The organism is Pseudoglutamicibacter cumminsii (assembly GCF_003143995.1).
Classification (GTDB): Bacteria; Actinomycetota; Actinomycetes; order Actinomycetales; family Micrococcaceae; genus Pseudoglutamicibacter; species Pseudoglutamicibacter cumminsii_B.
The window spans coordinates 44236-70060 of record NZ_QFWG01000002.1 but is presented as its reverse complement, the minus strand read 5'-3'; the positions used below and the strand labels follow the sequence as shown (position 1 = coordinate 70060).

The following is a 25825-nucleotide window of genomic DNA, read 5'->3' as shown; positions in this document are numbered from 1 at the left end:
TCCTAGCGTGCCGGCGGAACCAGGTGGAGATTCTCCTTGAGGGCATCAACATCCCCAACACCAGCGTACTCGTCATCGATCACATCGTAATCACGCAACAGCCGATCAAAGCGGTGCATCAGAAGGCCCTCGCGCAAAGCCCACGGACAAATGCGGACCTCCTTGACCCCCAGCTTCTCCATGACCATCTCCGCGGCAACCGCCCCGGCCAGCAACTGAGGGGCACGAATAGGCGACACACCATCCAACTCAGCCCGCTCATCGAACGACAACGAAACCAACTTCTGAGCCCACTTGCGGACGTCCTTCAACGACAGCGTCCGCACCAAGAACGGGCCGTCAGCCTCCGATGCGGCACCACTCATGCGCGCCAACGTGCGGAACGTCTTGGACGTCGCGACCACAAGGTCAGGCTCGACCTCGTTCGCGAACCTGTTCAACGGCTCCTCGATGACGCCCGCAATGTAGTCACGCAGACGCCCCACCAAAGCCTTCTTCGGTGGGTCACCCGGCAAGAAATCCTTAGTCAAACGGGCAGCGCCCAACGGCATGGACACCGCGAGGTCAGGGAACTCGTTCCGGCCAATCGCTACCTCGAACGAGCCGCCACCGATGTCCAAAACCATGAGGTCACGCACGCCCCAGCCGAACCAGCGGCGGGCAGCGAAGAACGTCATCGCCGACTCTTCTTCGCCCGTGAGCTCCTGAAGCTTAACTCCAGACAACCGTTCAACCTCGCGAATGATGTCCGGCCCGTTCAGCGCCTCACGCAACGCGGAGGTACAGAACGCGAGCAGGTCCTCCGCCCGGTGACGGCGAGCGAAATCCACGGCCTCATCCACGAAAGACAACAGCGCCTGCCGGCCCTCATCCGTCACCGCACCACGCGGATCAAGATAGCGAACCAGCGAAAGCTGCTGCTTATACGACGCGAACGCCGTAGGGCGAGCGCCCGGGAACGCATCCACGAGCAACAAATGCACCGTGTTCGAGCCGATATCCAAAACACCTAGACGCACGGCGGGGCCTACTCGCTCTTCTTCTTAGCGGTAGACGTCCGCTTGGTCGCGGTCGTCTTCGCGGCTGTCGTCTTCTTAGCAGCGGTTGTTTTGGCTGCCGTGGTTTTCTTGGCGGCTGTGGTCTTGGTAGCTGTGGTCTTGCGAGTGGTGGTCTTTCGAGACGTCGTCTTCTTTGCGGTCGATCCGCCCTTCGCGGCGACCTTGGCGCGCTTCTCCATGAGCAAGTCGATCGCTTGCTCCTTGGTCAGCTGCTCAACGGTTGTGCCGCGAGGGATCGTGACGTTCGTCTTGCCGTCAGTGATGTAATCACCGAAACGGCCCGACTTCACAACGATCTTGCCACCCGAGTTCGGGTCCTCACCGAACTCAGCCAACGGCGGCTTAGCTGCACCGCGGCCACGCTGCTTAGGCTGCGCATAAATCTCACGGGCCTGCTCCTCAGTGACCGTGAAAATCTCTTCCTCGGTCTGCAGCGAGCGGTAGTCCATGCCCTTCTTGAGGTACGGACCAAAGCGACCATTCGCCGCCACAATCTCCGTACCGTCGGCATCCGTGCCCACGTGCCGCGGAAGCGACATGAGCTTCACGGCCTCTTCGAACGTAACCGTCGCAGGGCTCATACCCTTGAACAGGCTCGCGGTCTTAGGCTTCTGCTTAGCCGGCTTCTTCTTCGGCTTCGGGTTCCCGTTCTTGTAGTACTCGGTCGGGATCGAATCGTAATAAGCCTGAAGCTCTTCCTCCGTCATCTCAGGAATAACCTCAGTCACGTACGGACCGTAACGGCCGTCCTTAGCCACAATCATGTGGCCAGTCTCCGGGTGGCGGCCCAGCTCGCGGTCACCCTCAACAGCGGCATCCATGAGCTCCTGAGCCTTCTGCGGCGTCAACTCATCCGGAGCCAAGTCCTCCGGAACATTCGCACGCAACGGCTCCTTGCCCGGCTCCGCATCCTCAGGGAGTGCCTTCTCAAGATACGGGCCAAACTTACCCACGCGCAGCGTGATGTCATCCGTGATCTTGATCGAGTTGATCGCGCGGGCATCGATCTCGCCCAACTGATCCACGACGTTCTTCAAACCCTCGGCGGCGCTGTCACCGAAATAGAACGAAGACAACCAGTCCTCATTTTTGAGCTGGCCAGCGGCGATCTTATCCAGGTCGTCTTCAAGACGAGCCGTGAAATCGTAATCCACGTACTGGCCGAAGTGCTCCTCGAGCAGGCGGATCACCGAAAACGCGGTCCACGACGGAACCAACGCGCCACCACGCTTGGTGACATAACCGCGGTCCATGATCGTAGAAATCGTCGGAGCGTACGTCGACGGGCGGCCGATCTCACGCTTCTCAAGCTCAGCAACAATCGAGGCTTCCGTGTAGCGGGCCGGAGGCGTCGTCTTGTGACCCTCCGCCTCGACGTCCTGGCTCGTCAACGCATCACCCTGCGCCAACTTAGGCAACCGAACCTGCTGGCCCTTCTCCTTAGCTTCCTCGCTCTTACCTTCCTCATAAGTAGCAAGGAAACCAGGGAACGTGATGACCGTACCCGAGGCCGAGAACTCAGCCACGCGACCATCCGCGGCCTCACCCTGAACCTTGACCGTGGCCGTCGAACCTTTCGCATCAGCCATCTGCGAGGCCACAGTGCGCTTCCAGATCAGCTCATACAAACGGAACTCATCAGGGCTCAAAACATTCTTGACCTGCGCCGGGGTGCGGAACGAGTCCCCCGCCGGGCGGATCGCCTCGTGAGCCTCCTGCGCGGCAGCATTCTTGGAGGAATACACGCGCGGCTTCGGAGCCACATGATCCGCGCCATACAGCTCGGTGATCTGGCGGCGAGCAGCGTTGATCGCCTCACCCGAAAGGCTCACCGAGTCGGTACGCATATAGGTGATGAAACCGTTCTCATACAGACGCTGCGCAACCTGCATCGTGACCCGCGACGAGAAACGCAGCTTCCGCGAAGCATCCTGCTGCAAAGTCGAGGTCGTAAACGGAGCAAAAGGACGACGCGTGTACGGCTTCTCCTCAACCGAAACCACAGAGCACGACGCCCCAGCCAGCCCATCAGCCAACGACGACGCATCGGCTTCCTTCAGGACCACCACATCGGCCTTCTGAGCCGCTGGACGCAACTGGCCTTCATCGTTGAAGTCGCGGCCCGTAGCAACGCGGCGGCCGTCAACCTGCGTCAAGCGCGCACGGAACGCCTCGCCCGAGCCCGCAACGAACTCGCCAGAAACATCCCAATACTCCGCCGGAACGAACGCCATGCGCTCACGCTCACGCTCAACCACCAAACGCGTAGCAACAGACTGCACGCGGCCAGCCGAAAGCCCAGGGCCCACCTTGCGCCACAAAACCGGGGAAATCTCGTAACCGTAAATACGGTCCAAAATACGGCGGGTCTCCTGCGCATCGACCAGATCCATATCCAGATCACGCAGGTTCTCAAGAGCGCGCTGAACCGATTCCTTGGTGATCTCCGTGAAGGTCATCCGGTACACCGGCACCTTAGGCTTCAAAACCTCCAAAAGGTGCCACGAGATCGCCTCACCTTCACGGTCGGCATCGGTCGCGAGATACAAAGCGTCAGCATCCTTGAGCTCACGCTTCAGATCCGTGACCCGCTTCTTCTTATCCGGGTACACCACGTAATACGGCTCGAAACCGTGATCCACGTCCACCGCGAACTTACCCACGGACGTCTTCTTCAACTCCGCAGGCAGCTCTTTAGGCTGCGGCAGGTCACGAATGTGGCCCACCGACGCGTCCACGACGAAACCATCACCCAAGTACTTGGCAATGGACTTACTCTTCGCCGGGGACTCGACGATCACGAGCTTCTTACCGGTTTTATTCTTAGTGGCGGGCACAGCACTCCTCGAAACCCGACAGGTGAGACACACCGGACGGCATGCCCCTCATCAGTTCCTAACCCTAGCGTGCCAAACGTATCGCACGCTTGTCACCACGAGTTAATCTGCGCCACGCGTTACACCGCGTGTGTTCTGTTCGGCCTGCTGGGGTCCGGGTGCGGGGGCGGGGGTTGTGGCCGCGAGGATGGATCTACCTACGGCGTGTACGGAATCGGGCTGATCCCCTTCTCGCCAGGGAACGGACGCGCACGGTCCGGAAGCCCCGAAAGCAAGTAATAGGTACGACGACGCGGAACATCCGGATCCTCAGCTTCACGCGAGCGGGCCGTGAACTCCTCCTCGAGCTCACTCAGCCGCTGCAGAAATTCTTTCTCGGTTTCTTCATCCAAGAAGAGCGAACCGAAATACATGTACGCCGGGGCGGGCGCTTCAGAATCAGCGCGACGGTTCTGCTCGCGGTATTCGATCTCCGCGATCAGCTTTTCGCGGTACGCATCCAGCCGCGTCTGCGCGTAATCCGTCAACTGAGTCGGCTGGCCACCACTCGAGGCCGTCATGACGGAATCGCCCGTGGCCCGCCAGTGCCGCTCGCGGCCGTCACTCGTAGCGCCTTTCGGGGTTGGAACCCGCTTCACGAGGCCGAAACGTTCCAACTCACGCAAGTGATAACTCATCGCCGACGGCGTCAACCCCGTCAGCTCCGCGAGCTCAGTAGCCGTGCGCGTGGAGCGCGAACCGAACAACTCATCGATCGCTAGAACCCGAGCACGGTGCGTCAACGCCTTGATCGCCTTCGGATCCGTCACCACAATCTGGCGCCCATCGCCCGCATCGATCGTCGCCGTTGCATCCGCAGCCGGGCCAGCAAGGACATCAACCTTCGCCGACGCGGCCGAAGCGGCGGAAGTCCGGCGACGGCCGGTCACCTTTGAATCATTCGGATCGGAAACAGGCGACATACAACACCCCCGAGCAAGCCAGGACACCCTAGCGCAACGACAACCCACAGACAATAACTGCAGACCCTTTAATTATCCCACAATGTGGAGTAAATCACATCGCCCGCCAAGGCAGTATTACTCCAGAACAAGCAAACCCTGCCTCAACAAAACAGCAGCGAAATCAACCAAGCCGCTCACCTGCTGCGCTGTGTTTTCTTGGGTTGCTGTGCTCTCTTGATCTGCGGCGCTTTCCTGAACTGCGCTGCCCTGAACTGAGCCGTCCTGGTCTGCCGCGCCGCCGGACGTCAGCTCCACGACCGCCGCCGCCAACGCACCCACCGGAACATCACCATCGCACGCCGAAACCAACCCAGCCTGCTCGGTCGTCAACGCATGCGTGCGACGCAGCCCGGACCCCTGCCGCAGGATCAGCATCTGCGGATGCGGATCCAACGGCTTGCCATACGACTCAACCGTCACATCATCCGCAACAACAGCGCGCACTGACGCCACATCGACGCCCACCAACGCATCGGCCGCTGTGATCTCGCGCTCAAGCCACGGACCCAAAGGAGAATCCACCTCACGCAGAATCTCCTCGAACACGCGCCCCACACCATGCACGCGGCCCGGTTCCGGGCGCCTCAGCCACACGTAACCGAAGCCAACACCCTCGACATCGCGCGAGGCGAAATCCTCAAGATACTCGCCGAAACGACGCTGGGCGGCCGCCGGGTCACGGTCCTCCGATGCATCCCGCAACCACATCTGCGCGTAATCAGCGGGCGACTCAACATCGCGCTGGATGACCCACGCCTCGAGGTCTTCCGGCGTCCACTCATCCAAACGTTCGGCCCAGTGGGCGCCGGACGGGATCTCCCAGTTCGCCAACATCTGAGCCGTACCGCCCGGGGCCAAAACATCGCCCAGGCCGCGCCACAAAGTTTCCACCAACTGGTCGCCCGGAAGGCCGCCGTCCCGGTACGTGAAACGATCCTCCTCAGTCTCGCCCGCAGTGCGAGGCGTGATCACAAACGGCGGATTCGAGACCACCAGATCAAACTGTTGCCCCGCGACCGGTTCCAACAGCGAGCCCTGCAGCAAGGTCAGCCGGGCATCCACATCGGCGGGATCGATACCCAACTGTTCATGATTCAGCAGCGCGTTGAAGCGCGTGAACGCCAGCGCACGTTCGGAAAGATCTGTCGCCGTCACGTGCTTGGCATGCCGCAACAAATGGAACGTCTGAATACCGCAGCCAACACCCACATCCAACGCCGTATCAACCTCGCGGCGCACCGTATTCGCCGCCAACGTCAACGACGCTTGGCCAATCCCCAACACATGGTCCTTGCGCAAAACACCCTCACGATGATGCGCACCAACATCCGAAGCCACCCACAGCTCCAAGCCATCATCAGCCGCGTGCGGGCGCAGATCCACCGCGGCACGAACCCCACCACCCGGGGCCGGCTCGACCAAACCCAGCCGCATCAGGCCACCGACGCCAACCCCCGGCATCGCCGCGGCCAACTCAGCGGCGCCAACCACACCGCCCAAAACGAAAACCTCAACCAGCGACGCCAGTCCGGCATCCGAACCGACCGTCGCCGCTGGGCCATCGGCCGCTTCCGAGCCGCCCGTTCCAGCGGCACGGGCCTGCGCAACAGCCCACCGCGCCGCCGCCGGCTGCTCCCGGACCAACGCATCCATCGCGTCCTCGCCCACCAACGCAACAACCGCATCAAACGTGAAACGAGCCGCCGCAAGATCAGCCCGCAACACAGCGACATCCTCAGGCGAAGAAAACACAGGAAAATCCGGAGAAACCATGACATCAGTCTAAATAGATGCTGTGAAACAGGTCGCGGGACGAGACATATTTTCACCAGACGCCCCGTTACTTCCCAGTAGGTTGTAGGCTTCAAGCATGAACGGTATTGCAAGCGATGAGCTCATCGGCACCTGGGTCAAAGGCTGGGCCGAAGCCCGAGGCTTCGACACCTACCACGAAGGACCAGTCCACGCCTACCGCCGAACAGGTCAAGACGAAGCCCACTGGGAATACGTCGTCCACGAACCCGACAACGAACTGCTGCAAAAACTCGCACACATGATGCGAGAACACAGCGGCCAACGCCTCACCGTCTTCACCGAAGACCCCGACAGCATGCCCGAAAAGGTCCACGAGGTTGGTCTCCGCGTTGTCGCCAACCGCGAAGTCATGATGACCAGCCCGATAGCCGCGCACGACGTCGAGGCACCCCTCACCGAGGACAGCCTCGTCTGGCAAGAAAAGCGCGACGGAGCCCACACCTGGGTCTCCCTCCACCGCCGCGAAGACGGAGCCGTACTCGCATCCGGACACATGGCATCGATTGGCGACTACGCAGTGTTTGACCGGATCGTCACCGCGCCAGACCAGCGCCGCAAGGGCTACGGGACGCTCGTGACCCGCTACCTCGCATCCGTCGCGACCGAAACCGACGCCGAATACGGCCTCCTCGTCGCATCAACCGACGGCTACGAGCTCTACCACCACCTCGGCTGGACCCTGCTCGGCGCAATGCTCGCGATCGAAACCCCAGAAGAAGCCGACGACACCGCCCGCATCGACCACACAAGCTAACGTTGGGTCAGTGCTAGCGAGCACGATCACAAGCCCCCGGCGTCGCCCCTCACCATTGAGCGGCGGCGCCGGAGCTTTTAACGATAACGACCCAGGCCGCGGGAAGGCGCCAATCCTGTGGGAAGATGCAGGGGACACTAGAGATGTAGGAGTCATGAAAGATTTCCGGACACTGGTCCCCCTGCTGGGCCGCGGCGATGAACCCGAGACACTGCGGCACGTCCGCGTGTTCCCCTCCCGCGAAGCCGAGTACGCGGCCTGGCCTGAATGGCTCCACTCCGACGCCCGCGTTGCATGGGGGAACGCCGGCATCCCCCAGCCCTACCGGCACCAAGTCGACGCCGCCAACCTCATCCACGCCGGAAACGACACGATCATCGCGACCGGAACCGCCTCCGGTAAATCACTCGCCTACCTCATGCCGGTACTCGACGCGCTGACCCGCGGGGCACGCGTAGCCAGCACGCCACACGACGCGACCGACCCGGCCGACCGGGCCGCTGGCGCTGAAGCTGACGCGGATGTTGATGCTGAAGCCACCGTGCTGTCGGGCGGGCGCGGCGAAGCAACCGCCCTCTACATCGCACCAACCAAAGCGCTAGCCGGGGACCAGCTCACCGGCATCCTGGAACTCGACGTACCCGGAGTTAGAGCCACAACCTACGACGGCGACACCCCACCCGAGGAGCGACGCTGGGTACGGGACCACGCCAACCTCGTACTCACCAACCCGGACATGTTGCACTACGGGATCCTGCCGAACCACACACGGTGGGCGCCGTTCATGCGGAAGCTGACCCACATCGTCGTGGATGAGGCGCACTTTTACCGAGGGGTTTTCGGTTCCCACGTCGCGGTACTGCTGCGGCGCCTGCTGCGGATCGCCGAGCATTACGGTGCTCGCGTGCGGGTTGTGGGCGCGAGCGCGACAAGCGCTGAACCTGCCGAAACGTTCAGCCGTTTGACGGGTCGGGACACGCAGGCGGTCACGCACGACACCTCTGCAACTGGTGAGACCACCGTGGTGTTGTGGGAGCCACCGCTCACGGACAGGCGTGGTGAGAACGGCGTGTTTTTGCGCCGATCCTTGGTCGCCGAGACCGCCGATTTGATGGCAAACCTGGTTTCGGGGCATGTTCGGACGTTGGCGTTCATCCGTTCGCGGCGGGGCGCTGAAGCGATTTCGGATTCCGCCCGGCGGCTGCTGGAAGAGGTCGACGAGTCTTTGCCACGGCGGATCGCGGCATATAGGTCGGGCTATTTGCCGCAGGAGCGCCGGGCTTTGGAGGATGCTCTGCGAGCGGGTGAGCTGCTGGGTGTGGCATCGACCTCCGCGCTTGAGTTGGGTATTGATATCTCCGGTTTGGATGCCGTGCTTGTTGCGGGGTGGCCGGGTACGCGTGCCTCGTTTTTCCAGCAGATTGGGCGCGCTGGTCGTGGTGGGCAGGATTCTTTGGCGACGTTCATTGCCGGGGATGATCCGCTGGATGCGTTCTTGGTGCATAACCCGGAAACGATGCTGGATTCGGGTGTTGAGGCGAGTGTTTTTGACCCGGCGAATCCGTACGTTTTACAGCCGCATTTGGCGGCGGCTGCGGCCGAGCTTCCCTTGACCGTGGCCGATGTTGGGCTGTTTGGAGATACCGCTCTAGGGCTCGTCGAGGACTTGGAGGAGCGCGGTATTTTGCGTCGCCGCCCTTCGGGATGGTTTTGGGTTCATGCGGAGTCGGCTCACGAGTTCGTGGATTTGCGTTCGGTGGGTGGCGGCCCGATGCAGGTCATCGACTCTGAGACGGGCGCTGTGATTGCGACGATGGATTCTTCGCAGGCGCATTATCAGGCTCACGAGGGTGCCGTTTATCTGCATCAGGGTCGCCGCTATGTGGTTGATGTTTTGGATGAAGAGAACCATGTTGTGGTCGCTACCGCGGCTGAACCTGACTTCTATACGCAGGCTCGGGATGTCACGAGTGTCAAGGTTTTGGACGTCACGCATCAGGAGAAGTGGGGCGAGATCGGCGTTCATTACGGGGATCTGTTGGTGACGACGCGGGTGGTTTCTTTCCAGCGGAAGGCGCTGGTTTCTAACGAGATTCTGAGCGAAGAACCGCTTGAGCTTGAGCCTCGTGAACTGTTCACGAAGGGTGTGTGGTTCACGATTCCTGAGACGCGCCTGCATTCTGCTGGCGTGGAGGCTGGTGCCATCCCTGGTTCTCTGCATGCCGCGGAGCATGCCGCGATTGGCTTGTTGCCGTTGCTGGTAACGAGTGACCGCTGGGATATCGGCGGTGTTTCGACTGCGATGCATGTTGACACTGAGTCGCCCACGATTTTTGTTTATGACGGTCACGCCGGTGGGGCTGGTTTTACTGAGCGTGCTCATGCGATGGCTCCGTTTTGGTTGGAGGCGACGCGTGAAGCGATCCGCACGTGCGAGTGTTCCTCGGGGTGCCCGTCGTGTGTTCAGTCGCCGAAGTGCGGCAATAAGAACAACCCACTCGATAAGGCCGGGGCTGTCGCCCTACTGAGCGAGATCCTGCGGCTCGTTCCCGCACAACGCAAGCGCCGCTAAAAGTAGCTGTCTCCGTCACTCTTCTGCCGTGATGGTTGGCGGCCCGGCGTAGGACTCGGCTTTCACAGCGGGCAGTGGCCAGCCTTTGAGCCATCCGGTTCTGTTGGCTTTCGTGGTGATGTGCACCGTTGCTCGCTGAGCTGTATCCCCGCCACCACCAGCAGCCCCGCCACCAGTCAGGAGCGTGCATCGGGTGATTCCGGCGTCGTGTTTGGCCGCGATTTCCGCGGCGAGCGCACACGGGTTTCCAGCGGAGATGACTCCGCGGTGTGCGTCAGCTGCGGCGAGGGCTGCGAGGTCTGCCGCGGTTTTTGCTCGTGCTTGGTCGGCCGTGGATACGGCCCACATTGCAACTCCGAGTGCCGCGATGAGGCCGAGGCACAGGAGCCCTATGACCAGCCCGGTTGCGCCGCCGCGGTCCTCCGACCAGTTCGTGGTTTTCATGACGCCATCCTTATTGCTGGCCTGAAGCCGCGGACTCTTCAACGCGTGCTGTGGCAGTTGCGTGCACTGTGATGCCGGGACCGAGGAAGGTCCAGAGTTTGACGTTGTTGCGCACCTCAACAGTGACCCATTCGCCGCTGCGATCCACGCGTTGAGTTGCGCCGTCGCCCGCAACCTTCGCTACCTCGATGTGAGATCCTCGTGCTTCTTCGCGTGCTGACATTCCTGCCGCGTGTTGGGAACGAACTTGCGCTGCCCCTACTGTTGCGATGGCGCCTATGAAGGCCAGCAACAATACGAGAGCAGGCAGGAGGACCGCGAACTCAGCCGTGACTGACCCACGCGTCACACTCTCTTTGGAACGAGGAACCCCTGTGTGCGGATGGGGCGGTTCCACACGTCGTGCCGAAGGTTCCATGTCTCGTTGCGAGTGTTCCGTTGAAGCGTGAGCGGCGGTGTGTTGTGTCGCTGTGTTCATCGTGTCCTCCTGCCTGCTGGTTTTCGTATCGCTAGAGGCCCAGCGCTTTGGAGATGAGGCCCATCAGCATGCCTTTGACCTGGCCTCCGCTCAAGATGGTGACCAAGAGCCCAGCGAAGCCGACTGCGGCGAGTGTGACGATCGAGAACTCTGCGGTTGCGATGCCGGCTTCCGGGTCGTCGATCGTAGAGGTTGGGCGTGAAGTAGTGGTTTCCATGTGGTTCTCCTGACCTTTCTATTGCTGTGTTTAGGTACCGGGTTGTTCCCGATGATTTGAGTCTTCCGGCTGAGGGATTGCCGGTGTGCCTCGGAGAAGAATCTGTGGATAGCTGAGTGTCGGATTCGTGCTGGTGGATAACGAAACCGTGGAAGGAATTACTGGTTCCACGGTTGGAGCGCCAGTGCGACCGGAACGACGCCGAGACATATAAACGCAGGAAGCGCGCATAACCCGAGTGGGATGACGACGCGCACGCCGAGGCGCTCGGTTTGCGCCTTGGCACGGTCCTCGTTCGCCGCGCGCTGGTGTTTACCGGATTGCCTGAGTAGCTCCGCCACTGGTGCCCCCGTAGCTTTAGAGACCTGGATGAAAGAGCTCATGCGATCCGTATTCGGAGCGTAACTGAACGCTTTTTGTGTTTCGACGCCCCAGCTCAGGGCGGTAGCGACCCGGCTGAACCCGAGAGCGTTCCCGGTGGATTCGTCGATCTCGGTGAGTGCATGCTCAATCGACATGCCCGCTTCGATGCACAACGCGAGAGCATCTGCGATGAGCGGCTCATATTCGGCGCCCATATAGCTCTCACCCGAGGCGCTATCTTCCCGCGGCTGCGGCGGTTGCTGAGTTCGCGTTTGCGTGGAACGCGGTTGAGCGGAGCGTGGTTGAGTGGAACGCGGTTGCCATGACATGACCGCGATAGCCAGCATTCCTGCGAAGATCCAACCTGCCAGCACTGTGAAGGCCAGTGTCATACCGCGGCCTCGCTATCGCCATGTGACATCTTGCTGATGAGCCTCCGAGACCAGACCAACGATGCACACCACAGAAGGCAACCAGCGAACAGGCACACACGCCCGGCGGTAGTTGTGAACAAGATTCCCAGCGGATCGGCACCCAACAGTTGCGCCATCACGATCCCGCCCAACGGCAAGAGCGCAAGGATGCGGCGAGTGGTCTGTGCCGCCGCGATACCCGTGACCTGGCCTCTAATGGCAGCGGCTCGAGCTTTCGCGTGGGCAGCGACGGCATCAAGCAAGTCAGCGTAGGCGATCCCTGTTTTCTCGGCGAGGCCCTGAGCCCAGTACACGTCTCGTAGCATTCGCGGAAATCTGTCGGGCTCGCAGCCGGCATCCGGCGCAGCCGCCATCGTGACAGGCGCGCCCAAAGCGATCCTCGATGTGGTGAGCGATGCCGCGTTTCGCCATGATTCGAGCTCGTGTGCGCGCACCCGCGAAGATGCGTTGCGAGCGGGCTTCTGAACAGCTTGGTTTTCTACGGCGAGCGCCGAAGTGAGAGCTTCCCAGGCGTAGCGATGGTGCGCGCCTGATCGCATGAGTGAAGCAAGAGTAGAGATGACCTGTTGGGCGACGTCGTAGATCACCGCCAGCTCTTCGCTCGGTTGCTCACTTGCCTGCTTCGGTTCGGTCCGTTGAGAACCAACACGCACTGGCCTGCCAAACGCGCCCTCACGCTTCCATGACAGCACACTGACAAGCAGCAGGGCGGCGCAAACCCACGCGGTTATCACGACGTCTCCCTCCTTCCGGAGGGCTGCACACTCTGCCGCTCGCAGGGTTCCACGCTCTGCCGCTCGCCGGAAGGTTCCACTCGTTGCGGCGCACCAGAAGCATCCGCAACGTAGCGGAGGTCAACATCGAGCGAACCGATATCCGTCAACCGCAAGGATCCCAGTGCGACTGGCCCTCGACCCCGCTCGGTGCGTTCAACATGAATCACGATGCCAATCGCACTAGCGGCTTGCATCGCCGTTGTGTGAGGTTGCCATCCGGCGAGGGATCCAAGCGCCATCAAGCGAGCGGGAACATCGCTGATCGAATTCGCATGCACCGTGGCGCCGGCCCCGGTGTGCCCCGTGTTCAGAGCCATCAGAAGGTCTTGGATTTCCGCACCACGACATTCACCCACGATGAGCCGGTCAGGGCGCATCCGCAAAGCCTGCCGCACGAGTTCCTGCAGCGAGACTTCGCCAGCGCCTTCCGCATTGGGTTGCCGCGCTTGCATCGACACCGTGTGAGGGTGCGCCGGACGCAGTTCACGAGAATCTTCGATCATGATGAGCCGGTCGTCGCCCCGGCACGCCGCGAGCATCCCTGCCAGCAGAGTGGTCTTGCCGGCACCGGTTCCGCCGCTGATCATGAACGTTTCCCGGCGATCCATCACATGTTTGAGTATCGGAATCCACGCGGCCTGCGGGCCGGTCAATATGTCGTCCAGCCGGGCTTGTGCTGGATTCGGAACTCGGATCGATAGAACAGGCGCGTCCACGATGGGCGGCAGTACCGCGTGAACTCGATAACCGTCCACGACCGCATCCCCATACGGGTGCGCTGTATCCAAAGCGCGGCCCGCACGACCAAGGACTCGAACCGCGATGCGCTCAACCTCGGATGCTTCCAACCGCATCTCGGTGCGCGATAAACCGCTAGCTTGATCTACCCATACGGAACCGTCGGACGTTACCAACACGTCGGTCACCCCGGGCGTCTCGACGAACTGAGCCAGCGGCCCCACGCCGGTCAGCTCCCGCTGAATCGCTTGAGCTGCTTGGCGCACGGCTCCCGGACCACGAAACAGCCCGCCAGGTGACGAGGAGCCCGCCGAAATCAGCCCAGATGACAGCAGGCTGGCAATGGTGGATGGGTCGGCCGACAGACCCGTCTCAAGTAGTTGTTCCCGGACCCGTTGAATCAAGTCGCGTGAATGCGCGGCATCCCTTTTCATGCGACCCACCTCGACCTAGCCGGGGACTTTTCCCCGATTCCTCTCCCGGCTTCCATCTGCGGAATCCAGACTTTCCGAGCCAACCCGCGCGCCGCTGAGATCACGCTGCGCCCCTGAATACTCCCAGCCCACGCGGCGCCGATCTTCGCCGCTTCCGCGCGGGAATCGCACCTACGGGGTCGAACACCCAGAACACTCCAGTCGGCGCCGAGCGCTGATTCTCCCGCCGCTCCCTCACCTAGCGCCCACGGCCGTTGCAGGCACACGATCCGGTCACGCCGCACCCGCCCAGACTCGGAACGCAACCACCCATCGACTGCAACCGGCCCGCGATCAACAATGACCACATCGACCGCCCGCGAAAACGCATCGATTGCACGGGTAAGACCTGCTTCGTCTAAGCCCTGACCCTGCCCCGGCGCGAAAGTCACAAGGTGAACGCCTGCCAGCCGCGGCAACAGCTCGAGAGTGCTCGCCGCGGGACCGTCCTCGATCGCCGCCAGAACCTCAGGCCACCGCATCCCGCCATCAATGCCCCAACGCGTATCCGAGCACGCGTCCGCATCCAATACGACCACCGACCAGCCGTGCGCCCGCACAGCTTGCGCCACCCCGGCAGCAACCGCCGCGCTATTGCGGGAGCCCGGGCCGTCTGCGATCTCGATGACATGCCCCAAAACAGAACCGTGCCTGCTCCCCCACACGATCTTGCTCAGCAACGGCGCCCCCGAAGGCAGAACAATCGGATGCGCACCCGGATTCCGAGCCGCCGCCGCGTATACCGCGCCAGGGTCGAGCCCTACGTAACACAGTTCAGCCCCGTCAACCGCCGCAGGTACGGCGCATGACCCTCCAGCCTCAACACCGTTAGCCTCAACCAGGTGCGCCACAACCTCCTGATTGCCAGTCAGCGCATTCGCTCCGACCGCCGGAGCATCGACCAACTCGAGCCCCAATCCATGCACCACGGCAGCGGCCTCGCCGCGGACATCGAAACCGCGCGCTTCGAACCCTCGGACATCGAAACCGCGTACAGCGCTCCCCATTGCGGGGCCGTCAGACGCGGGATGCCACAGCACGATGGGCTTGCCACTGATGGACCTGCCGCCGATGCGCTTGCCGCTCATGGACTTGCCGGCTTGGCCTCGCCGGCTCCGGTGAGTGTCTAGTAGGCGTACGGGTGCGGAGTCCGCGGGGTCGTCCGCGGTGCGCTTGCGCCGCCCGCTAGAGCGGGCAGATCTGGTGCTCGTTTGCGCCTTGAACTTAGATTGAGCGCTGAAGTTAGATTGAGCTGGATCGTTGGTCAGGGTCCACATGCACCCAGCACACTGGAAGCCGCGCCTAAACGGCCGCCACCATTAGAAAATGTGGAGAAAACCCCCACATCCCATCACTGTGGATTCCGGAACCCGCCTTCAGCGCACGGCTCCCAGCCTCAAGCCGCCAGCGGCTCTCACACTTTCGGTTCGACCTTGGCCGGGTTCGCAGACGGCCTCATCCATCCGGTCTCGAGCCAGCCGGCATCAGTCAAAATCGATGTCAAGACTGTCGCGGTGAAGCCCCACAACAAGCCTTGCTGCAAGCGATAGGCGGGCATCCGGAAAGGTTTTCCGTCGCGTTCGAATTCGGTAATGCAACGCACGTCATCGCTCAAAAGGTCCGCAACCGGCGTGCGAAAAACATCAACAGACTCGTTGACGTCCACCGGCGCGACCTTGCTCGGCTTCTCCCACACAGCAAGCACCGGAGTGACCTCATAGCCGGACACGGTCGGCGTGACCGGAAGCGTCCCTAGAACCTTGACACCATCGGGGTCCAGCCCAGTCTCCTCAACCGCCTCACGCAGCGCGGTGTCCACGAGTGTCTCGTCGCCTTCTTCCCAGCCGCCACCGGGAAACGCGATCTGCCCCGCATGCGAACGCAACCCGTCACTGCGCCGCAACAACAAAACATCGAGGTCAGACGGCACGACCTCAGACGAATGCACCGCCGGAATAGAGTCAAGCGCACCAAACAAAACAAGCACAGCGGCACGCTTACGCACCGGGAACTTACCGCGAAGCCGCGCATACATCGGCAGCCGCTCGTCATTCACCACCTCGACACCCGTGCCCTCACCACCGAGCTCAGCGCCAGGCCCGCCATCGACCTCAGATTCACCGCCGCGGACACCCGCGTACTTATCAACAACCGCCTGCAACTGCTCACGTACTGTGCTCATGCGTTCAGCCCGTACCCCATCGCACGCAGTTCGCGGCGCGAATACCCGTCAACCATGAGCCTGTGCAGCTCTTCTCGCCCCGGCGCGAGCTCGTATTTCAAAAGCTTCTTTGCCTCCTCAGGGTCGGTCTCGCCCTCCCCGTACGATGGGCACCACTGCGCAATAGGGCACGCACCGCACGCTGGCCGCTGGGCATGGCAGATGCGGCGGCCGTGGAAAATCAGGTGATGCGAAAGGTTCGTCCAGTCTTTCTTTTCGAAAAGCTCCCCCACCTGGTGCTCAACTTTGACCGGGTCAACTTCTTTGGTCCATGCGAAGCGGCGGGCCAGCCGCCCGAAATGCGTGTCCACCGTGATTCCTGGGTGGCCGAACGCGTTGCCCAACACCACGAAAGCGGTTTTGCGCCCCACGCCCGGCAAGGTCACGAGGTAGTCGAGGTCGTCAGGCACCTCGCCGCCGGTGTCTTCCAGGAGCGTGCGGGCAAGGTTCTGAATGTTCGCAGCCTTGGTCTTATAAAAGCCAGTTGGCCGAACCACGTCCTCGACCTCGCTGAGGCTCGCCCCAGCCAACGATGCGGCGTCCGGCCACCGCTGGAACAGTTCCATAGTCACTTGGTTGACTTTGACGTCGGTCGTCTGCGCCGATAAGACGGTCGCAACCAACAGCTCAAATGGATTCTCGAAATCCAATTCAGGGACCACGTAAGGGTATTTCTCCGCGAGTTCGCGGTTGATTTTGCGGGCACGCCGCTTACGCCCCAGAGGTGTTTCGCGTTCCCACATCCGCTCGCGCTTCTCAGCAGGGGTGAGTCTGCGTGCCATAGCCCTCGCGTTCCTTTCCTTCGCGCATCCTGCGCGGTCGATCTCTGCCCTTCACCCTACCCGCCGCCGGCACCGGCCAGCCCGGCAGCCCCATCGTCATATACCGGCCCTGCGTGGGCCAGCCCAGCCTCGCATCGTCATGTGACGAGCCGATTTGCCCACGATCACCACCAGATGAAACAGTATGCGTAACGTGACCTGCCTCACATAAGCTAAGAACTAAGTGATTCAGATCACCTCTTAGATGTTTTGCGATATGAGTCTGTGAGGAGTCGTTATGCCTGAAACCCCGGCAATGGACAACCTGAGCCACGAGGACCGCTCATTCCCGCCGGGCCCCGAGTTCGTCAAGAACGCCGTCGCCCACGAGGACCTCTACGAACGCGCGCGACAGGACCGCCTCGGCTACTGGGCGGAGCGTTCCCGCGAGGCTCTCACGTGGGCCGAAGACTTCACCACGGTCCTCAACGACTCCGAAGCGCCGTTCTATAAGTGGTTTGAAGACGGCAAACTCAACGCCGCTTACAACGCACTCGACCGCCACGTCGAGGCTGGCAACGGCGACCGCGTCGCGATCTACTTCGAAGATGAAACCGGCGCCACCGCAACCTACACATATGCCGAACTCACCACCGCCGTGCAGAAGGCCGCCAACGCGTTCAGCGAGCTGGGCGTGGGGTCTGGCGACCGCATCGCAATGTACATGCCGATGATCCCGGAGGCCGTCATTACGATGCTGGCTTCCGCCCGCCTCGGTGCGATCCACTCGGTCGTGTTCGCTGGCTTCTCCGCGGATGCGTTGCGCTCGCGCGTTGACGATGCGGAGGCGAAGCTGGTGGTCACCGCGGACGGCAACTGGCGCCGCGGCAAGGCGAACCCGGTCAAGAAGGTCGTGGACGCAGCGCTTGAAGCCGACGGTCACACGGTGTCCAACGTTGTTGTGGTGCGCAACAACAAGGAAGAACCTGAGGCGTGGGTTGATGGCCGCGACCTGTGGTGGCACGACATCATGGAGAACGCCTCGGATGAGCACACCGCCGAGGCTTTCGAGGCCGAGCATCCGCTCTTCATCCTCTACACGTCCGGCACCACGGGTAAGCCGAAAGGCATCCTGCATACGACCGGCGGCTACCTGACTCAGGCCGCCGTGACCGCAAAGGACACGTTCGACCTGCACCCAGAGACCGACGTCTACTGGTGCACGGCGGACATCGGCTGGATCACCGGCCACTCCTACGTCACATACGGGCCGCTCATCAACGGCGCCACGATCCTCATGTACGACGGGACGATGGACACCCCTGACAAGGGCCGTTGGTGGGACCTTGTGGAGAAGTACAAGGTCACCATCATGTACACCGCCCCAACCGCTATCCGCACCGCGATGAAGTGGGGCCGCGACATCCCTGACGCCCGAGACTTGTCTTCGTTGCGCGTGCTCGGTTCCGTGGGTGAGCCGATCAACCCTGAAGCGTGGATGTGGTACCGCGAAGTCATCGGCGCGAACAACGGCGCCGGCAAAGACGGACAGCCCGGACCGCGCAAGGAATACCCTGCCCCGATCGTGGATACCTGGTGGCAGACCGAAACCGGTGCGCACATGATCGCCCCGCTCCCGGGTGTTACGGCAACCAAACCGGGCTCCGCGCAGGTCGCCGTGCCAGGCATCAGCGCCGACGTCGTCGACGACCTGGGCGAGCCTCTCGGCAACGGCGAGGCCGGCCTGCTCGTCATCAAGGAACCATGGCCTGCGATGCTCCGCGGCATCTGGAATGACCCAGAACGCTACAAGGACACCTACTGGGAGCGCTTCGGCGACATGTACTTCGCGGGCGACGGCGCCAAGAAGGACGACGACGGCGACCTGTGGCTCATGGGCCGCGTCGACGACGTCATGAACGTTTCAGGCCACCGTTTGTCCACGACCGAAATCGAGTCTTCGCTGGTCGCCCACGAGGCGGTCGCCGAGGCCGCTGTCGTCGGTGCGGCAGACGAGACCAAGGGCGAGGCGGTCGTCGCGTTCGTGATCCTCAGCGGCGAGACCGACTCGTGGCCAGACGACATCACGGAGCAGCTGCGCCAGCACGTCGCCGCAGACATCGGTGCGATCGCGCGCCCGAAGGCTGTCTTCGCTGTTCCTGAACTACCAAAGACCCGCTCCGGCAAGATCATGCGTCGCCTACTCAAGGACGTCGCGGAAGGCCGCCCAGCCGGCGACTCCTCGACGTTGGCGGACACCACGGTGATGAACCAGATTTCCGAATCGATGCGGAATAAGGGCTAATTCTTCACCGGGGTTGCCCCCGACGCGTAAAACGGCGTGGCTGGAACGAAGCCGCCACGCCACAGAAAACGATGCGGTGGACAGATGCACTGTCCACCGCATCGGCTTTTTATGACACTTGTAAGGACTTGTGACACTTGCCGCGGCTTATTACATGTGCGGCGGGCTGATCTTCCCTGTCAGCGCCAGCAAATACTAAGCGCCAGCAACTACTTCAACTACTTCAGTGCACGCAGTTACTTGCACGATCCAGTTGACACCGCAGTCGACCGGCTCGGAGCCTCATCGACGATGGCTTTCAACTCATCATTCGTGATCGCGTAGCCGACGTTGTCCTCGTCCTTAGACTTCGCGAAAATCATTCCGCGGAACGTGCCATCGCTAGCCACGAGCGGCCCACCCGAGTTACCGCGCTTCACATCCGCCGCAAGCTGATACACATCAACCTGAGACGAACCGCTGCCATAAATGTTCGGCAACTGCGCCATAGCCCGCTGCTTCACAGCGGCATGCGAAACCGTGTAAGGACCACCCGCCGGGAAGCCCATGAATGCCGCCTCATCACCGGCACGCAACGTACGGCCCATCTCCAACGGACGCATATCGAGCCCATCCACTGCAATCACAGCGATATCGCGGCGCGAATCAAACGTGACAGTCCGGCCCGTCAGAGCCCTGCCATCCGGAGTCTCAACAACAGGCTGCTCAATGCCACGCACCACGTGAGCATTCGTCAACAAGCGGTCCGGAGCGATCGCGAACGACGTACCCGTCTGGTTCACACCACACTCGGTAGCGATACCAGTAACCCGCGCAACAGATCCCTTAACAGCCTGCTGCGCATCGGTCAGATCCGCATCAGCTGGGATCCCCGCATCCGGAGAAACAGACGGCGACGGATCACCCGGAACAGGCCGCGGAGAAGGCAACCGAGGAAGAGAAATCTCCGGAAGCTCAAGCGCCGCAACAGCCTGACGAGCCTCACCAAGCGAACGCTCCATGACCTCCGGAGTCGTATCCCGGACCGCCTGAACCACACGAGAATTAGCCAACTGGGGAGACAACCACGGCATACCCAACGCCGACCACGTAAACGCAAGAGCAGAAATAGTCACCCACGTAGCCGCGAAATACACGACCGACCCGCCAAGGCGATCCCACCATCGTGGGCGAGGCCGATCCATCCACCTGCGAATCTGCGCGGCCGCGGCCTCACCAAGCCCCTGACCAAGCGCAAGCAAAACAGCGAACGTTATAAACAAACCCGCAGCACGCCACGCAGGATCCTGAATAGTGCGCGCCATCAACGGGATACAGAAGAACGCCGCAGTAGCACCCGCGAGGAAACCCGCCGTAGCGCCCAAAGAAACCATGAAAGCCTTGCGCCAGCCAGTCCACAGTTGCGCGATGATCACAAGAATCAGGATCCAGTCAATAAGGTGCAGACCTAGAAACACCGCACCTCCTCCATCTGACGTAACGTTCCCGCGAGCTCATTCACACCACACAACTCGCGCGTTCACCAGCACTAGCCGTGCTGAACATCCTAACCAGGCCCACCCCACACTGCGCCCACAACAGTGCAGAACGTTATGCAATTGTTTTGAAAATGATTCACTACGAACGAAATCGGGTTGCGCCAAGTGGCATGCGGCACAATAGTATTGAAGAAGAGCCATAAATCGCATACACAAAAGGAGACCCATGGACATCGAGGTCCTTCGCCGGGCGCCGCTGTTCGCGCACTTGAGCGACGAAGCTTTCAACGTTCTGACCGAAGAACTTACCCAGGTTGACCTGACCCGTGGCATGTCCGTCTTCCACGAAGGCGATCAGGGCGATCAGCTGTACGTGATCATCTCCGGCAAAATCAAACTCGGCCGCACCGCAGCAGACGGCCGCGAAAACCTCGTCGCGGTCCTCGGCCCTGGCGAACTGTTCGGCGAAATGGCTCTCTTCGATCCACACCCACGCAACGCAACCGCAACCGCTGTAACCGAAACCCACCTCGCAGGCCTGCGCCACGAAAACCTGCGCCGCGCACTCGCGACCAACCCTGAGGTTTCCGCGCAGCTCCTGCAGGCTCTGGCACGCCGCCTGCGCCGCACCAACGAATCCCTCGCGGACCTCGTATTCTCCGACGTCCCTGGCCGCGTTGCGAAGGCCCTCCTGGACCTCGCGGACCGCTTCGGCCGCCCAACCGCAGACGGCATCCTGGTTCCACACGAACTCACCCAGGAAGAACTCGCGCAGCTGGTTGGTGCCTCCCGCGAAACCGTTAACAAGGCTCTCGCCGAATTCGTACAGCGTGGCTGGCTCCGCCTAGAGGCACGCGCCGTCGTCATCCTCGACGCCGCACGCCTGCGCCAGCGTTCACGCTAAACCAACCGGCGCACACTTACCTCTAGATAACGATGGGCGGACCAGTTCAACTGGTCCGCCCATCGTTATCTGTAAAGACTTCTACCTATGCATGCGCTCTCCAGGGAGCCGCGCCGGATGATCAGTCACAAGGTTCAAACCCCACTCGAAACCATCCACAACCCGGTGAACCAACTCGAGCCGCGCATGCGTCCATGACCGAGGCTGCGACATAAACGCGACCAAACCATGCGCTTCGCTCGCCTCCTCAATGACAGCCTGAATAGGCGGCGCAACAACCTCAGGCCAACGCCCATCAACACCCACCGGGCCGGCCGGGCCTGAAATCCGTTCAGCGGACTGATCGCGATCAACCGGAACCCACGCACCCCAATGGTCACCGCCCGGGATCACAGAAACGTCCTGACCCACCGGCAAAGCGATCGCGAACACCGAACTCTCAACACGCCGCAAAGCGTAGTCAGCGCTCACCCAACGGCACACGAACCTCAACAGGTCAGTACGTAAGCCCCACCCACGATGCTCAATCCACCGAGAAAAACGAGTGCTGTCCGCCGCGATCTCAGAACGAGCGGTCGTCCACTCAGCGTTACCGATCGAATCCACCATGTCCACGTCCGAGAACCCCGCAAGCAGAATCCCCGTCTCAACGAACAAGCCTCGCACCGCTGCCATGACCGCACGGCGAGCACCCGCAACGTCATCCGTGCCCATCCGGGCGGCCCACTCACGCGCAGACGGACCAAACCAACGGACGTTATCGTCATCCACCGGCTCAACCACCGCAGAGGGAGGCGCAACCGGGCCCAACGGAGACTCCGGTTGCCGTTGCGTCATCCACGTCACCAAACCATCGGCATGCTGGTCATCTGCTTGCTGGGCCATGACCAAAACCTGGCTTGCGTGACGCACCCGCACAGGATGCGGATGTTCCAACTCAAACCAGTTCCGCGCCGACGCCCGCTCCCACCGAGGAACCGGATACACCCGACGCAACGGCCGGCTGAAACGCCGATCACTCAAAAGCGACGGTGATTTCAACTTCAACCGGGGAATCCAACGGCAAAACCGGAACACCCACCGCCGAACGCGCGTGCTGACCCGCCTCACCGAATACTTCGCCCAACAGCTCGGAAGCGCCATTCACCACGCCGGGCTGCCCCGTGAACTCAGGAGTCGAAGCCACAAAGCCCGTCACCTTAACCACGCGAGTCACCCGATCAAGAGAGCCCAGCTCCGAACGAACCGCAGCCAACGCATTAATCGCCGCCGTACGCGCCAAGTCATACGCCTGCTCCGGGCTCACGGCACCGCCAACCTTGCCGGTCGCCGGCAACTCGCCCGCGACCACCGGCAACTGACCCGACGTCTGAACCGTGCCGTTAAACGTCACCGCTGGAACATACGCCGCCAAAGGCTTCACAACCTCCGGAAGCTCAATCCCCAACTCAACAAGACGCTTCTCAAAAGAAACTTCAGCCACTGTCAAACCCCTACTCAGACTCGAGCGGGCGCTTAAAGTAACCCACCAAATTCACCGAAGGAGCAGCAACAATTTCCGCCCCCGTCGTCGGAGCAGCGCCGCCAGCTGCAGGCATCGAAACAACCTGCACCAGCTCCCAGCCCTGCTTACCGAAGTTATCCAAAATGGCCTTAGTGTTATGCACCATCAAAGGCGCCGTGAAGTACTCCCACTTAGTCATGCATACAAGCCTAGCGCGCCTGCACCGCCTCGTGAGATGCTCCACCGAACCGTGAGCCCATCCACATACTCGACTCGTTCCAAGGTAGCTCCGGTACCCTAGTGCCTATGTCCCAAGGTAAGTCCCTCTTGAGCACGTCCACCTCAACAGTGCGCCGACTGCTCGGATTCCTGCTCGCAAGCGTCCTCGCCGGCGTCCTCACGGCAGGCACCCTCGTGCCTCTCGTGATCTTCACCGGCACCGCCACCAACATGGCATCCGACGCCTACGCAGCAATCCCGTCGTTCCCAAAGAACACGGCAGTGCCGGAACCTTCCGTCATCTATGACCGCAAGGGCAAGGTCGTGGCGAAGTTCTTCGCGCAAGACCGCAAACCGGTCAAGCTCAAAGAGATCTCACCTTGGATGCAGAAAGCAATCATCTCGGTTGAAGACGAGCGCTTCTATGAACACGGTGGTGCAGACCCACGCGGTATTTTGCGTGCAGCCGTATCCAACCTCACGGGCTTCGGCGGCCAGCAGGGTGCATCCACGATCACCCAGCAGTACGTCAATAACCGCAACATTCTCAACCAGATCTCAGAAGGCGTTCCAGCTTCCGAGCTGACGATTTCCGGCAATAAGTCCGTGGCCGACAAGGCCCGCGAAATCAAGTGGGCCAATGAGATCGAACAGACGATGAGCAAGGACGAAATCCTCGAGGGTTACCTCAACCTCGTCTTGTTCTCCGGAACCACCTACGGTGTCGAAGCCGCGGCACAGCGCTTCTTCTCGATCCCTGCCAAGGACCTCAACATCGAACAGTCTGCGATGCTCGCGGGCATGGTCCAGCGTCCAGGCTTCTACAACCCGGTCAGCAACCCGGAAGGCACCATCCAGCGCCGTAACGCAGTGCTCGGCCGCATGCTCCACACCGGTGCGATCACCCAAAAGGAGCACGACGAGGCCGTCAAGAAAGACCTCGAGCTGAAGCCTTCACACAGCCAATCCGGTTGCACGGCTGCGAAAGAAGCCCCTTACTTCTGCACCTACGTTTACTGGGAAATCCTCAACAACCCAGAGTTCGGCAAAACCCAGCAGGACCGCGAATACCTCCTGCTCAACGGCGGCCTCAAGATTCACACAACCTTGGACATGAAGCTGCAGAAGGCAGCGAACAAGCAGGTACGTGAGGCCGTCCCAGAAGGAGACAAGGGCGGCCTGGGCTCCGCTATCGTCTCGCGCGACAACAAGACCGGCGACATCCTAGCGATGGCGCAGAACACCAAGTTCGGGACGAGCGAGAAAGAGCCTGACACCTACACCGAATACAATTTCGCTGCAGACCGCTCGCACGGCGGCTCGGGTGGCTTCCAGGGTGGCTCGACCGCCAAGGTGTGGACCGCGATGGCGTGGATCGAAGCTGGCAAGAGCGTCAACTCGACCGTTAACGCATCCCGCCGTAACTACACGGGTAGCTCGTGGAAGGCTTCCTGCTTGCCAGGCAAGACCTACAAGATCTTCGACGAGTGGAACGTCGGTAACGCGATCGCGAACCAGTACAGGAACATGCCAATGAACAAGGGGCTGTACTGGTCCATCAACTCCGCAACCGTCGCCGAGGCATACCAACTGGACTTGTGCGACATCACGTCGGTAGCTGAACGCATGGGCTTGCTCGACGGCCAGGTCACCCAGAAGGGCGAACCGGCAGACGCCGCATCCTTGGCTTCCACCGGCCCTTCGCTCGTGATCGGCTCGCAGTCCGTGACCCCGCTCTCGCAGGCACGCGGATTCGGAGCCTTCGCTAACGAAGGGAAGATCTGCGAAAACCGTGTGTTCACCAAGATCACGGGTGCGGACGGAACCGAATACAAGGTTCCTGAACCTGAGTGCAAACGCATCTTCGAAGAGAAGGATGTCTCCACGCTCAACAGCATCCTGACCAAGATCGCTGGCGAACGCATCGTCAAGGGCCGCTTCAACGCCCCAACTGGCGGTAAGACGGGTACTAACGACTACGCAACCTCGACCTGGTTCGCTGGCTACACCGAAGGCATGACCACGGTCGCGTGGATTGGCCGCAAGGACGGCACCACCAAGGTTGGTCTGCACAACGGCATCAAGCTGCGCGGTAACCCAGTGCGTCGCGGTGACTCGATGACCCATGCCGGCCCAATGTGGGCCAAGTACATGGCTGAGGTCTACAAGGAATACGACCACGGGAAGATCCCGAACGCCGTCAAGCAGTCGAGTTCTTCACAGTCCTCGAGCGCCGTTGATTCCTCGTCGCGCCAGGCGCCAGCCCCTGCTCCGTCGCCGTCACGTTCCTCGAAACCTTCCTCATCTCCTAAGCCGAGCCAGGAAGAACGGAAGGAAAAGAAGCAGGAGAAGAAGGATAAGCCGAATCCTCCGGCTAAGAAGGAGAATCCGCCTAAGGAGAACCGCTCGGGTGGCCCAACTTCTGGCCGTATCGGCAACGACTAAGCTTGCCCAAGATGAATAAGCTTGC

General features: G+C 61.4%; 22 protein-coding genes. 5 read left to right on the top strand and 17 right to left on the bottom strand.

All coding sequences use genetic code 11. The features are described from left to right. Positions 1-2: 2 nt before the first annotated feature. The 4 genes from CAY35_RS02075 to CAY35_RS02060 all read right to left on the bottom strand — a co-directional run bounded on the left by CAY35_RS02075 (position 3) and on the right by CAY35_RS02060 (position 6672). Positions 3-1019: a Ppx/GppA phosphatase family protein gene (locus CAY35_RS02075; RefSeq protein WP_101630357.1), complete on the bottom strand. Its 1017-nt coding sequence runs from the start codon at positions 1017-1019 to the stop codon at positions 3-5. Positions 1020-1027: 8 nt separating this feature from the next. Then, positions 1028-3895 carry a type I DNA topoisomerase gene (gene topA, locus CAY35_RS02070; RefSeq protein ID WP_109303128.1) on the bottom strand — a complete coding sequence of 956 codons (2868 nt, stop codon included), beginning with the start codon at positions 3893-3895 and terminating at the stop codon, positions 1028-1030. 197 nt (positions 3896-4092) lie between these two features. After that, positions 4093-4857 carry a winged helix-turn-helix domain-containing protein gene (locus CAY35_RS02065; RefSeq protein ID WP_109303127.1) on the bottom strand — a complete coding sequence of 255 codons (765 nt, stop codon included), beginning with the start codon at positions 4855-4857 and terminating at the stop codon, positions 4093-4095. A gap of 117 nt (positions 4858-4974) precedes the next feature. Then, entirely contained in the window at positions 4975-6672 is a 1698-nt protein-coding gene (locus CAY35_RS02060) for a DUF7059 domain-containing protein (RefSeq protein ID WP_109303126.1), read from the bottom strand. Between the two features lie 97 nt (positions 6673-6769). Here CAY35_RS02060 and CAY35_RS02055 point away from each other — a divergent pair, with 97 nt between their 5' ends. Next, entirely contained in the window at positions 6770-7468 is a 699-nt protein-coding gene (locus CAY35_RS02055; RefSeq protein WP_109303125.1) for a GNAT family N-acetyltransferase, read from the top strand. Between the two features lie 154 nt (positions 7469-7622). After that, positions 7623-10040, top strand: coding sequence for a DEAD/DEAH box helicase (locus tag CAY35_RS02050; RefSeq protein WP_109303124.1), 2418 nt, complete (start codon positions 7623-7625; stop codon positions 10038-10040). Between the two features lie 15 nt (positions 10041-10055). Here CAY35_RS02050 and CAY35_RS02045 read toward each other — a convergent pair whose 3' ends face one another. The 9 genes from CAY35_RS02045 to nth form a co-directional block, all read right to left on the bottom strand. After that, positions 10056-10484 (bottom strand): hypothetical protein, encoded by a 429-nt coding sequence (locus tag CAY35_RS02045; RefSeq protein ID WP_109303123.1) that lies wholly within the window; start codon positions 10482-10484, stop codon positions 10056-10058. A gap of 10 nt (positions 10485-10494) precedes the next feature. Further along, on the bottom strand, positions 10495-10833 hold the full coding sequence (locus CAY35_RS02040; protein ID WP_180754742.1) for a TadE family type IV pilus minor pilin: 339 nt from the start codon (positions 10831-10833) through the stop codon (positions 10495-10497). A gap of 160 nt (positions 10834-10993) precedes the next feature. After that, entirely contained in the window at positions 10994-11179 is a 186-nt protein-coding gene (locus tag CAY35_RS02035; protein WP_101630348.1) for a DUF4244 domain-containing protein, read from the bottom strand. A 158-nt stretch (positions 11180-11337) separates the two neighbouring features. Next, complete coding sequence (locus CAY35_RS02030) at positions 11338-11757, bottom strand: type II secretion system F family protein (RefSeq protein ID WP_181377448.1); 420 nt, start codon at positions 11755-11757, stop codon at positions 11338-11340. 173 nt (positions 11758-11930) lie between these two features. Next, on the bottom strand, positions 11931-12629 hold the full coding sequence (locus CAY35_RS02025; RefSeq protein WP_146191894.1) for a type II secretion system F family protein: 699 nt from the start codon (positions 12627-12629) through the stop codon (positions 11931-11933). Positions 12630-12706: 77 nt separating this feature from the next. Then, complete coding sequence (locus CAY35_RS02020) at positions 12707-13924, bottom strand: ATPase, T2SS/T4P/T4SS family (RefSeq protein WP_146191893.1); 1218 nt, start codon at positions 13922-13924, stop codon at positions 12707-12709. Further along, positions 13921-15051: a hypothetical protein gene (locus tag CAY35_RS02015; protein ID WP_109303119.1), complete on the bottom strand. Its 1131-nt coding sequence runs from the start codon at positions 15049-15051 to the stop codon at positions 13921-13923. The genes CAY35_RS02020 and CAY35_RS02015 overlap by 4 nt, the downstream gene beginning before the upstream one ends. 326 nt (positions 15052-15377) lie before the next feature. Continuing rightward, positions 15378-16145, bottom strand: a complete 768-nt coding sequence (locus CAY35_RS02010) for an NUDIX hydrolase (RefSeq protein ID WP_109303118.1) — start codon at positions 16143-16145, stop codon at positions 15378-15380. Beyond that, the gene (gene nth / locus CAY35_RS02005; protein ID WP_375231734.1) at positions 16142-16966 is read right to left on the bottom strand and encodes an endonuclease III; all 825 of its coding nucleotides are present in this window, start codon (positions 16964-16966) and stop codon (positions 16142-16144) included. Before nth ends, CAY35_RS02010 begins: the two co-directional genes overlap by 4 nt. Positions 16967-17243: 277 nt before the next feature. On the opposite strand from nth, the gene acs reads away from it, so the two are divergent. Then, positions 17244-19250: an acetate--CoA ligase gene (acs, locus tag CAY35_RS02000; protein ID WP_109303117.1), complete on the top strand. Its 2007-nt coding sequence runs from the start codon at positions 17244-17246 to the stop codon at positions 19248-19250. 236 nt (positions 19251-19486) lie between these two features. Here the strand turns inward: acs and CAY35_RS01995 are convergent, their stop codons facing one another. Beyond that, the gene (locus tag CAY35_RS01995; RefSeq protein WP_109303116.1) at positions 19487-20707 is read right to left on the bottom strand and encodes a MarP family serine protease; all 1221 of its coding nucleotides are present in this window, start codon (positions 20705-20707) and stop codon (positions 19487-19489) included. A gap of 247 nt (positions 20708-20954) precedes the next feature. On the opposite strand from CAY35_RS01995, the gene CAY35_RS01990 reads away from it, so the two are divergent. Then, on the top strand, positions 20955-21632 hold the full coding sequence (locus tag CAY35_RS01990) for a Crp/Fnr family transcriptional regulator (RefSeq protein WP_101630340.1): 678 nt from the start codon (positions 20955-20957) through the stop codon (positions 21630-21632). Between the two features lie 81 nt (positions 21633-21713). Here CAY35_RS01990 and CAY35_RS01985 read toward each other — a convergent pair whose 3' ends face one another. The 3 genes from CAY35_RS01985 to CAY35_RS01975 form a co-directional block, all read right to left on the bottom strand. Then, positions 21714-22517: an NUDIX hydrolase gene (locus tag CAY35_RS01985; RefSeq protein ID WP_146191892.1), complete on the bottom strand. Its 804-nt coding sequence runs from the start codon at positions 22515-22517 to the stop codon at positions 21714-21716. 130 nt (positions 22518-22647) lie between these two features. After that, positions 22648-23115, bottom strand: coding sequence for a RidA family protein (locus CAY35_RS01980; protein ID WP_109303114.1), 468 nt, complete (start codon positions 23113-23115; stop codon positions 22648-22650). Between the two features lie 10 nt (positions 23116-23125). Then, positions 23126-23335 (bottom strand): DUF4177 domain-containing protein, encoded by a 210-nt coding sequence (locus CAY35_RS01975; protein WP_101630337.1) that lies wholly within the window; start codon positions 23333-23335, stop codon positions 23126-23128. A gap of 107 nt (positions 23336-23442) precedes the next feature. Here CAY35_RS01975 and CAY35_RS01970 point away from each other — a divergent pair, with 107 nt between their 5' ends. Beyond that, complete coding sequence (locus CAY35_RS01970; RefSeq protein WP_109303113.1) at positions 23443-25800, top strand: transglycosylase domain-containing protein; 2358 nt, start codon at positions 23443-23445, stop codon at positions 25798-25800. The last annotated feature ends 25 nt before the right edge of the window (positions 25801-25825 follow it).

Excerpts from the sequence above, each read along its gene's own strand:
- CAY35_RS02065 (WP_109303127.1), bottom strand. The coding sequence starts at position 4,857 with ATGTCGCCTGTTTCCGATCCGAATGATTCAAAGGTGACCGGCCGTCGC.
- CAY35_RS02060 (WP_109303126.1), bottom strand. The coding sequence starts at position 6,672 with ATGGTTTCTCCGGATTTTCCTGTGTTTTCTTCGCCTGAGGATGTCGCT.
- CAY35_RS02055 (WP_109303125.1), top strand. The coding sequence starts at position 6,770 with ATGAACGGTATTGCAAGCGATGAGCTCATCGGCACCTGGGTCAAAGGC.
- CAY35_RS02050 (WP_109303124.1), top strand. The coding sequence starts at position 7,623 with ATGAAAGATTTCCGGACACTGGTCCCCCTGCTGGGCCGCGGCGATGAA.
- CAY35_RS02045 (WP_109303123.1), bottom strand. The coding sequence starts at position 10,484 with ATGAAAACCACGAACTGGTCGGAGGACCGCGGCGGCGCAACCGGGCTG.
- CAY35_RS02035 (WP_101630348.1), bottom strand. The coding sequence starts at position 11,179 with ATGGAAACCACTACTTCACGCCCAACCTCTACGATCGACGACCCGGAA.
- CAY35_RS02030 (WP_181377448.1), bottom strand. The coding sequence starts at position 11,757 with ATGGGCGCCGAATATGAGCCGCTCATCGCAGATGCTCTCGCGTTGTGC.
- CAY35_RS02020 (WP_146191893.1), bottom strand. The coding sequence starts at position 13,924 with ATGAAAAGGGATGCCGCGCATTCACGCGACTTGATTCAACGGGTCCGG.
- CAY35_RS02015 (WP_109303119.1), bottom strand. The coding sequence starts at position 15,051 with ATGAGCGGCAAGCGCATCGGCGGCAGGTCCATCAGTGGCAAGCCCATC.
- CAY35_RS02010 (WP_109303118.1), bottom strand. The coding sequence starts at position 16,145 with ATGAGCACAGTACGTGAGCAGTTGCAGGCGGTTGTTGATAAGTACGCG.
- nth (WP_375231734.1), bottom strand. The coding sequence starts at position 16,966 with ATGGCACGCAGACTCACCCCTGCTGAGAAGCGCGAGCGGATGTGGGAA.
- acs (WP_109303117.1), top strand. The coding sequence starts at position 17,244 with ATGCCTGAAACCCCGGCAATGGACAACCTGAGCCACGAGGACCGCTCA.
- CAY35_RS01990 (WP_101630340.1), top strand. The coding sequence starts at position 20,955 with ATGGACATCGAGGTCCTTCGCCGGGCGCCGCTGTTCGCGCACTTGAGC.
- CAY35_RS01985 (WP_146191892.1), bottom strand. The coding sequence starts at position 22,517 with ATGGCCCAGCAAGCAGATGACCAGCATGCCGATGGTTTGGTGACGTGG.
- CAY35_RS01975 (WP_101630337.1), bottom strand. The coding sequence starts at position 23,335 with ATGACTAAGTGGGAGTACTTCACGGCGCCTTTGATGGTGCATAACACT.
- CAY35_RS01970 (WP_109303113.1), top strand. The coding sequence starts at position 23,443 with ATGTCCCAAGGTAAGTCCCTCTTGAGCACGTCCACCTCAACAGTGCGC.